Genomic DNA, 9860 nt, shown 5'->3' with positions numbered 1-9860 from the left:
ATAAGTAATATATTGCTGTTGGTGCCTGAGTTTTAATTGAGACTCTAAATTTGTTTGCCTCACTTAGTACACTAAGCTTGGCTGTTAGAACTCAATCTGTACGAGTGCCCACACAGATGATTGCTTTATATTGTTAAAGAACGTTGCGATTAAAGCGTTAAACTTTATCTCGCTAGGGCTGCGCATATTACGCTTTCCTATTTTTTTGTCAACACTTAATTTTCAGTTTCTTTTAAAAGATTTGAAAGCTAAGTTTTACTCGACTCACTTACCGTTTGTTTAGCGCTTTTCATTGCTGCCTGCCGGGTCAGTGGATGCGCATTATAGGGATATTCTGGAGAGGGTCAATGCTTTATTTCAGTTTTATTAAATTAATTTCAATTTAGTACAGTAACCATACAAATAAAGGGCTGCAGAGCTGTTTTTGATTAAAATTCATTCACACAAGGCATGATTGCAAGAGGGGGAGGAAGTAAAAGCGATTTATAGATAACTGCTAATCGCTTTTACATAACACTTTATTAATTACTGAGTTGTTATTTCCCATACGGCAATTGAGCCTGAGATTTCATTACCTACTATGAGCAGTGCTTCGTTTGTTGCACTTTGCGCTGCAGGAACAAATGTCATTCCTTCAGGAGCAAGGTCGCCACTTATATCTGCACTTGGTTCTAAACTACGATTATAGAAGTAGTCTTGAAATTTCACATCGTAAGGGTTGGTTATATCAAACACCATTATTGTGCCCATACGCTCTAAGCCAACAAAAGCAAACAACCTATCGCCAACCTTACCTAATGTTAGCGCTTCGGGTTCTGCACCTTTATCATCTGAGCGTGTATCGCCTTTGTTTTCATCTTCGTTGTTATTAAACGCGTTACCATGAACAGAAGCGGTCACCCGTGCAATTTGATCGCCTGAGTCAAACACCACCAGCCCATTGCTATCCCAAATGGTAAATGAGCGTGCACCATAGGCATAAAGAGATTCGTATTGGCCATCATTATTTTTATCACCTTTTACTGTTGTAACTTTTAAACGACCAATGTCGTTATCATCGTTATTTAAGTAATCGAAGTTAGCTGCGAGAGCTAGATCTTCTACACGGCTTTCATCTATATATGCCAAACACCCATCTTTAGCGTCATAATCAAGGCCCCCCTTGGCTATACAATCAGCTTCATCGCTGGCATCAAAAAAGTATTCGCGTGCATCACCCTCATTGGCGGATACAATAAAGTTGGCTCCCTTCCAACTAAAACTTGCAATTGTATCTGGCTGATACATGCCATATAAACCAGGGTATGATTTAAAGTTAACACCGCCGTCTTTGTCTGAAGCGTCAAATTGTAAGTTTGACCAATCTTTAAAACCGAGCCCTTTTAGCTCAAGGGAATTATCTTCAAGGTTGATGATAGCTAGGCCGTTATTTTCTTGAATAGAGACATAGGCGTATTTATTATCCTTGGAAATACTCACATACTCTGGCTCTAAATCCATAGCAACGGTGGTATTTATTAAATTACCATTAATAGTACGTCCAGTAGGATTGGCAAACACTAAACCCTGCGCTTCTAATTCAGCTTGCTGATTATTGTAATCTTGAAAGTTTATGCTCAAAACATTATCGGCAATAGTGCCGTTAGTGATATCGATAATGCTAATAGTGCCTTCGGGATCGATACTGTAGTCGCCATTAGGTTCACCTTCATTAGCAACCACTACTTTTGCACCATCATGACTAAATGCCACCATGTCGGGTAGGGCACCTACTGTTACATTTTTAATAAATACTGGTGTATCTCCGCTAATATTGTAAAACGCTATTTGGCCAGCTTCGCCCACGCTTGTAGCAGCCATTGCTACCGCTAATAATTGGTTATTCGCATCGATAGCTATGCTGTTTGCATCGCCAGGCGTATTTTCATTTAGTGAGAGCGTAATGGCAGAGGCTAAGTTGGTCGCGGTTACAATACCTTCGTTATCTTTTACTAATGCTGCAGTGTCGAACGTATCGGCAGGAATGATATTCACAACGGCTTCATCACCAGAGCTATTAATGGCATAAATCCATTTTTTAGAGGCTTGGTAGGCGACTATTTCAGCTGCCCCTTCCGGGCTTTGTGCATTGAGTACTGCGCGGCCAATAAGATTGATATTTAAAGCTGAATTTGCATTAGTGCCGTTTTCGCCATTATTACCCGCTGTACCTTGTACACCCTGTGCGCCATCTTGGCCGTCATCTTGGCCGTCATCACCATCTAGTGAGCAACCAGTTAATAGTGATAGCAAAGAAAGGGCTATTATTGATTTGTTTAACATTATTGTTTTCCTTAGTGTTGTATTAGTTAAATATCAACACACAGGGATGACAACAGCATGGCATTTTTATTTATAGAATATTTAGACAATAAAAAAGCGAGTTATGAAACTCGCTTTAAATAGGGCTTGGCCTGTTACTCATTTAAATGGACTGGCTGCTACATATTATTTATATAATCATCGCGCCTTTTTCGAGTTATTTTTATAAACTCTTTTAACTCATCAACGGAAGGTTCAATACCTTGTTGATTTTTATGTTCAAACCAATCGGTAACATCACTGATTATGACAGAGCCACCCTGTAGGCATAATTCATCATTTTTTAGCCAAACATCGGGACCTCTGAATGATGGACTGGTATACCAATTACAAAAGCTATATCCCTCACGTGTTAATTTAGATTCAATGTAAAAGCTATTAACAATAGATAAAATTATATATAAAGGTATTGCGCGCAGCATAAGCTTTACCATTAACCTTACTGTTTTTTCATTGCGGAAGTTCAATACTTTTTGTAAGCCTGCAATTGTCATTAAAACAGGAAATGGAGCCATTACTATTATCGGAGCCAACAAGCCGCTTTCTCGAATATAATAAAGCGACTCATCAAAATAAACATTTTCAACAAACCCATAATAAGAGAAATAAAATAAAGTAATTGTAAATAATATAAAAGCAAACAGGCCTATCACAACAATTAATTTATGTTCGAAGCTTTGCTCTGTAAAACGTTCTTCGGATTTTTTCCATTCTAAAATAGACATTGTTTATAGCTTATTTTTATTAGGGTTAAATTTACCTTTGGAAGCCAGAAAAATCCCTTTATAAAATTATTTAGCTTAGCTGGTTATTTTAAATAAAAACGACTGCAGCAATTTTGAGTTAATTTTAACGATTATACTCTGCTCTAGTTTCTTGTATAAAAACTTCAAGTTCATTAATTGTTGGCTCAATACCTTGTTGACTTTTCTGTTCAAACCAATCAGTAACATCACTGGTTATGACAGAGCCATCTTGTAAGCATAACTCATCATTTTTTAACCAAACATCGGGACCTCTGAATGATGGACTGGTATACCAATTACAATAAGTATAGCCATTGCTTTTTATATATGACTCTATATACAAGTTGAAAGGGATTACTAGCAAAAGAAATAAAGATAATGCAATAAACAACCCTTTAACAAAGCCTGTCATTAAGTATTCAGATTTATAATTTAATAACTTCTGAATAGAAGCTAAAAAAAATAAAGAAAAAGGGAAAAGGAAAAAAAGTAAAAGAACCTTTCCACTTTTTTCTTTAATAAAAGGACTAGACCCAACAGCTTCCAGTAAACTAATTTCTGAGATGACGGTATAAATTAGAGCAAAACAAATAATGCAAATTAAGATAGGCCCTAAAAAATTTATAAATAATTCTTTAAAAGCGAGGTTTCTGCCACTCTTACTTGCTTTTTCCCATTTAAATATTTTCATAATACTTTTATGCTCGGAACTCCAAATAATGTACCGAATATTCCATAAGGGTCTTCACTCAGTACTTTATTAAAGCCTATTAATAATGAATAGACCATTACCTGATAATATACTTTTTAACTAGCTTCGGGTTTCCTTTCAACGATTGCACGACGAGCATAAGCTGACATGCCGCACTTCCTTCAGTTATATTTTATATACGTTATTGAGTAATCTAATTAATTAAAAATATTTAGACAATAAAAAAGCGAGTTATGAAACTCGCTTTAAATATTTAATAAGTAATGGTCATTACTATTTTTTAACTGGGCGTTTCCAACCATCTAAATTACGTTGCTTGCCACGTGCTACGGCTAGCTGATCATCCGCTACGGCATTGGTAATAACAGAGCCTGCACCCACAGTTGCTGTAGCACCAATATTTACAGGAGCAACCAGTGACGAGTTAGACCCTATAAAGGCATTATTGCCAATAATGGTTTTTGCTTTATTAACCCCATCGTAGTTACAGGTAATTGTGCCTGCGCCAATATTTACTTTTTCACCTATTTCAGCATCACCTAAGTAACTTAAGTGGTTTGCTTTAGAACCTTTGCCTAAACGGGTTTTTTTCATTTCGACAAAATTGCCAATGTGAGAGTCTTCTTCCATTACTGCACCAGGACGAAGGCGGGCGTATGGACCGAGTGTACATTGAGCCGCAACTGATGCATCTTCAATTAGTGTATTGGCTTTAATAATAACATTATCGCCGATGCTACAGTTTTTAAGTACACAGTTAGGTCCAATTTGTACGTTATTACCTAAGGTTACTGTACCTTCAAAAATAACGTTGATATCGATGAGGACGTCTTCACCTGTTTTAACGTCGCCACGTACATCTATGCGAGCAGGGTCGGCAAGAGTTGCACCATTTAGCATCAGCTCTTCTGCTTGCCATGCTTGATAAGCGCGCTCTAATCCTGCAAGTTGTACGCGGTTATTTGCACCTTCAACTTCCATTGGATGATCAGGCTGTGCTGATGTAATTTCTACACCTTCACTGTGCGCCATTGCAACTATATCTGTGAGGTAGTATTCGCCTTGAGCATTATTGTTAGATAGGTTACCTAACCATGTTTTTAAAAGCTTACCATTAACCGCCATAATGCCGGTGTTTACTTCGTTAATAAGTAACTGCTCAGCATTGGCATCTTTTTGCTCAACAATCCCCACTAACTTACCATCAACACGTAGCATGCGCCCGTAGCCGTTTGGGTTTGCTAAATTAACGGTTAATACTGCTAAACCATTTTTAGGTGTCGCTGCTAATAAGCGCTCAAGTGTAGATTGCTTTGTTAAAGGTACGTCACCGTATAAAACCAGTACGGTGTCGTCGTCATTTATATGAGGGTTTGCTTGTGCCACTGCATGGCCTGTACCTAGCTGTTCAGCTTGCAGCACCCAGTTTACGTTATTATCGGCTAATTGTTGTTGTAATAGTTCGCCGCCGTGACCATAAACTAAGTTAGTCGATGTAGCACCTAGCGCATTGGCATTATCGATAACATGTTGCACCATAGGTTTACCTGCCACTTTATGCAGTACCTTAGGGAGAGCAGAGCGCATACGAGTACCTTTACCCGCTGCAAGAATAACCGTTGTTAAAGACATTAAAACAATTTCCTTTTTCCGTTGTTTTAGCTTAATAGAATAAGTGTGCTGCAAAGTAGATTACGTAAGTCACATCATGTGCAAATACTCAGTAGGCTAAGCAATGACTACTGAATCTTAACTTAAGCAAAATAACACCTAATAGAATAGGGTTATTGTAGCGGGGATTTAAGGAATATATAAGCACGTTTAAAGGTATTAATTCTTTAAACGCGCCTTTTTATTTAACTTTACTCATCGAAAAGTATTTTCGCCTTAACAAGTCATGTATTACAAACTCTTGCTCTCTACCATATGCTTTAAACATTCGGTTATTGTGCATATGTAAAAGAGAGCTTAAAAGTGAATCTCGAGTGCAGTTAAGTTTATTTTCTTTAATAAGCTTAACTAAAACTTTAACTACTGGTTCAGCATCACTCATCCATTCTTTAAATAACTTAGAAATAAACGTTTGAATTTCGTCCAGTTCATCTGTAGCAGCAATGTTTAGTTTATTGAAATCATCATCTAACTGCGCTTGGTACTCTCGAAAACGGTTACCTAATTGCTTACGTAAAATACTGTTTTCATTAAACTCATTACCAAAAACATCTCGTAAATGGCTGATTAGATTTAACCGCTCAGCGTCGCTGTAATCAAATAGGTTAAGCAACTTATGTGTATAGTTTAGAGCTATACGCCAACGTATATCTTCACCGTAGTCATCTACTAATAAACACACTTTTGCAACTAATGAGCTGTCATACATAAATAAAGATTCAACTAAACCTATAGATTCAGGGCCTCCATAGCGTTCAACTTCTCGCTCATAGGTCATTAACTCTACTTTATGTAACTCTCCGCTTTCGATCATTTGATCAAGTAAGTTATTTAATAAAGGTAATAATTCGCCACATAATATATTTGGCTCTCCGTGAAAACGAACTCTAATATGCCAATCTGGATCTGAATATCTAATAAAAAACCACTTGTTAAACAAGTTTTTATTCGACTCAATAAGTGGAAGTAATTTCTCACTCAAAAGTTGCTCAACTAAAGAGTTACCACTATAAATTTTTAAACTAAGCCACTCAGAGCCTGCACTAAATCGTCGTTTAATTGGCAACGCTGATATATTTGCAAGAGGCTCATCTACAAAGTGTTTATGTACTTTTGCTTGCGTATTTCTAAAAGGCACTATTATTTCATTATTATAATGATGTCCAAACTCATCTCTTACGCGAGACGAAAAACTAGAAGATAAAACCTCCTTCAACTCAACCTTAGTTTGCCCCTTAGTCTCTGCGAGTAAAATTTCAAACATATCAGAGTTTCGCAAATCTAACTGCAAAATATTATCAAACATTGCATAGCAAACTTGTGTATCTAACTGGTAGGTAGTGAAGAGAGTATTAAGCTTATCTAAATCTAGTTGGCCATCAATAAAAACTTCTTGTAGATGTTTTCTATCAACGCGCCATGTTTTTTCACTCAGCACTAAATTATCTAACATTATTCGTGGAACAAAACTATGCCTAGATGTACTTTGCGGCATAGAAAAGTTAATAGGGCGTCCGTCTTGGTGTTGTAACATACATAAAAACTTATAAGCACTAAGGCTATGCGATGAATAGTTGTGCGCGCATGACAAACGCGGAATAATTTGTTTATTTAGCCTCTTACTCCAAAGTTTAACGTGCTGGCCTTCAACCCATACATATAAGTCGCTTAAATGTATTTGATACTCCTTATTTAGGCTGCTATCTGCCATAAATACGATTTCATATTCTCGTAAATGCGGGCGAGCAATAACATTACCTGGCCGCCCTTCTGGCATATGTACAACTTCAGCAAAAATAACATCGGGTGAATGCGCTTGCTCTTGTTTTAACTCCTCTATCACTGCATTTTTTAAATTTTCATCTAAGTGACAAAAGCGACCTAATAAATTTGCCGATGATGGCCCATAACAACCATTAAACTTAAAGACTGGATTTTTTTTATCATCTTCATAAAGACTTAACATAGCAGCAAAAGAACTAGGATAACTTTTTATAGCATCTTTATTCGCTATTTTACTTTTCAATTCTTTACTTGTTAGCACGATACAATCTTTATGACGATTAGCAGGAAGGCTGATAGCGTCTTCAATAATTGAGTCTATTAAACTGATACTTGCGGTTGAATTTAAAATGCTTCCTGCGCGAGCAAGGTGCAACCCTGCTAACAAAGGTGTTTCATAGCTAGTTTCATTTGAAATCCCAATCCCAGTCTCATCATCTAAAATTACATCTAGTGGTACAAACTGTCCTTCAAAACGATTATGAAATTGATTGATGAACTGAGATAAAGAGTTACTTTTTTCGTTCGCACTTAAACCAGACAGTAGTTCAAGCTGCTTTTGCACACGATTAACTTCTATTTCACTTAAATAGCAAGCATTGTAATTACGGTAAACATCAGCTTGAAACAGCTTGTTTTCTTGCACTTTTATTGGCAGTTCTTCTAAATGTGAAAGTAATTGCTTATAGGGGGCAATAGTCCCTTTTTTGTCTTCATCTAAAGACTCTATTTTCACTAATGTAGTTGCTAAATTGTCTGAAATATAATTTTCATTAAGGTTTTGAATTGATTTTAATAAAGCATAGTCAGGAGAATCTCCTGTTAACGGTAACGGAATGTCGGCTACTAGCGCCCCTTCATTAATTAAATCTTGAATATAGGACTCAACATCCTCTTTATTTGCATCTTTGTATTGTATAAAAAAGGCCTCACATAAACTATTAAAGCTAATACCGGCGCTAGATCGATTTAAAGCAAATCTAAAATATTCATCACTTTCAATAGCACTCAATCGATATTGCATACTATTATCTAAGAGGTAACTTTCTATATACCGGCATTGATCCGCAATAAAATAATGTGAGGGGTTTGGCTTATATATAAGTGAATTTGAGCGAGGGGTATTTTTAATAAAGTAATCTTTTAATGCGTTTAAATAAAACATGTCTAAACGCGTTTTACGGCTATCTTCTTTATAATTTCCAACAATTAAATCCGTAGACGAAGTAATATCACCTTTGTTTACACCAGAAAACAAACCAAATGGCGTTGGCCTTGAGCACATTCGAACCATATATTTTATTAAGGCATGTGAAATCTTTTTCCCTTGCTTGGTGTTTGGCTTTTCACGCCATTGACTTATGCGTTCTAATAAAGAAGGGCTTGCAAGATAAAGCGCCTCTTGAACACCGTACATACCTAACCAGCTTTCTAGTATTTTGTTAGTATTTGCATTTACATCATTAAATTGTAATAGCAGCTCATTACTTAACCGTGGTACACGTATAACAAAAAACGGAGCACTTTTTATTTTTTCAGACACTACTACATCCTTTCATTTTTAAGTAACAAACAAGCAATCAGAACAACCAAACCCTCTGCAGACTATAACCCATTACTATTATTTTTTATTAGAATGTCTTTTATCATGATGATACTGCATAAGAAAGCCAAGAGTTAACAAATAACCCATCATTTTTAAATACTTAAAAAACAAAACATACAGAACGCTTACTCAAAGCCACAAACATTAACATCTAGGGGTTGTAAAATGGTTTCTATGAGGATTAAATAAGTTAGGCATGTTCTATTGAAATAAATGATGAAAATGAAACTAAATAAAAAGAAAATTAAAAAGTTATCGCCGGGCATGAAGCTTATACCGAATGAGATAACACCGCTAATAGCCGGAGGAGGACATTGCGTAAAAAAGCAAAAGTCGATTGATGAAAACAATATAAAGACGTTTTTTTATTTTACTTATTGAAACTAAAACATCTCTAGTATCTGGTTATTATATGCTTACTCATACAATTAGAACGGGCGTTTAATAGGCTGGCTTTAGGTATTTTTCTGAAACTAGCCGTTTTAATTTTATAACTTAATCACATTACCTAAAGTGGTGATGTGCCAATAAAGATAATAGGTGCAATGCAAATACAACCTTCACCATTTTTACACCACCAAAAATATTATCTACTTTTTCTATCTCTATAGATTTTAATACTATCGCTTAGTAATAAATGGAGGGAAATTAATAAATGGAGGAATACAACCATTACCATTTTCGTCCATACGTACACCACCTGAAATAGCAGATATTGTTTCTTTATTTTTTAACTGAATCATTTTTTTGCCTTAAATTGCTTATTAAAGTAAATCTTTGCTTTTACTTATACTGCGGGGCAATGCGACCCCGCACCTAAAGAAGATTACATCCAGTCTTCTGGTGGGAATGGACGAGGATCGTTACCATCCTCTGGGATTGCCATTGTAATTGGGTCTGTAGGATTGATACCACCACCATCCTCTGTACAACCGCCAAAATAAGTAACTTTAGAGGCTACGCCACCTACAACTTGCTCGTC

General features: G+C 36.2%; 6 protein-coding genes. All 6 read right to left on the bottom strand.

Annotation, left to right across the window (positions count from 1 at the left end):
• Nucleotides 1-525 precede the first annotated feature (525 nt).
• Complete coding sequence (locus CWB76_RS06495) at nucleotides 526-2322, bottom strand: choice-of-anchor I family protein (protein ID WP_138606299.1); 1797 nt, start codon at nucleotides 2320-2322, stop codon at nucleotides 526-528.
• A 158-nt stretch (nucleotides 2323-2480) separates the two neighbouring features.
• Nucleotides 2481-3086 (bottom strand): DUF1240 domain-containing protein, encoded by a 606-nt coding sequence (locus CWB76_RS06490; protein ID WP_138606297.1) that lies wholly within the window; start codon nucleotides 3084-3086, stop codon nucleotides 2481-2483.
• 124 nt (nucleotides 3087-3210) lie between these two features.
• Complete coding sequence (locus CWB76_RS06485; protein WP_138606295.1) at nucleotides 3211-3798, bottom strand: DUF1240 domain-containing protein; 588 nt, start codon at nucleotides 3796-3798, stop codon at nucleotides 3211-3213.
• Between the two features lie 294 nt (nucleotides 3799-4092).
• Nucleotides 4093-5451, bottom strand: a complete 1359-nt coding sequence (gene glmU / locus CWB76_RS06480) for a bifunctional UDP-N-acetylglucosamine diphosphorylase/glucosamine-1-phosphate N-acetyltransferase GlmU (protein WP_138606293.1) — start codon at nucleotides 5449-5451, stop codon at nucleotides 4093-4095.
• A 220-nt stretch (nucleotides 5452-5671) separates the two neighbouring features.
• Complete coding sequence (locus tag CWB76_RS06475) at nucleotides 5672-8815, bottom strand: lantibiotic dehydratase (protein WP_138606291.1); 3144 nt, start codon at nucleotides 8813-8815, stop codon at nucleotides 5672-5674.
• A gap of 683 nt (nucleotides 8816-9498) precedes the next feature.
• Entirely contained in the window at nucleotides 9499-9621 is a 123-nt protein-coding gene (locus CWB76_RS20450; RefSeq protein ID WP_283235055.1) for a hypothetical protein, read from the bottom strand.
• Nucleotides 9622-9860 lie beyond the last annotated feature (239 nt).

Origin of the sequence: Pseudoalteromonas sp. S1609 (assembly GCF_005887255.1) — a bacterium.
Classification (GTDB): domain Bacteria; phylum Pseudomonadota; class Gammaproteobacteria; order Enterobacterales; family Alteromonadaceae; genus Pseudoalteromonas.
Note: the sequence above shows the minus strand (reverse complement) of the source record. Positions and strands in the feature narration are given on the sequence as shown.

Coding starts and splice junctions, on each gene's coding strand:
- CWB76_RS06495 (WP_138606299.1), bottom strand. CDS start 2,322: ATGTTAAACAAATCAATAATAGCCCTTTCTTTGCTATCACTATTAACT.
- CWB76_RS06490 (WP_138606297.1), bottom strand. CDS start 3,086: ATGTCTATTTTAGAATGGAAAAAATCCGAAGAACGTTTTACAGAGCAA.
- CWB76_RS06485 (WP_138606295.1), bottom strand. CDS start 3,798: ATGAAAATATTTAAATGGGAAAAAGCAAGTAAGAGTGGCAGAAACCTC.
- glmU (WP_138606293.1), bottom strand. CDS start 5,451: ATGTCTTTAACAACGGTTATTCTTGCAGCGGGTAAAGGTACTCGTATG.
- CWB76_RS20450 (WP_283235055.1), bottom strand. CDS start 9,621: ATGATTCAGTTAAAAAATAAAGAAACAATATCTGCTATTTCAGGTGGT.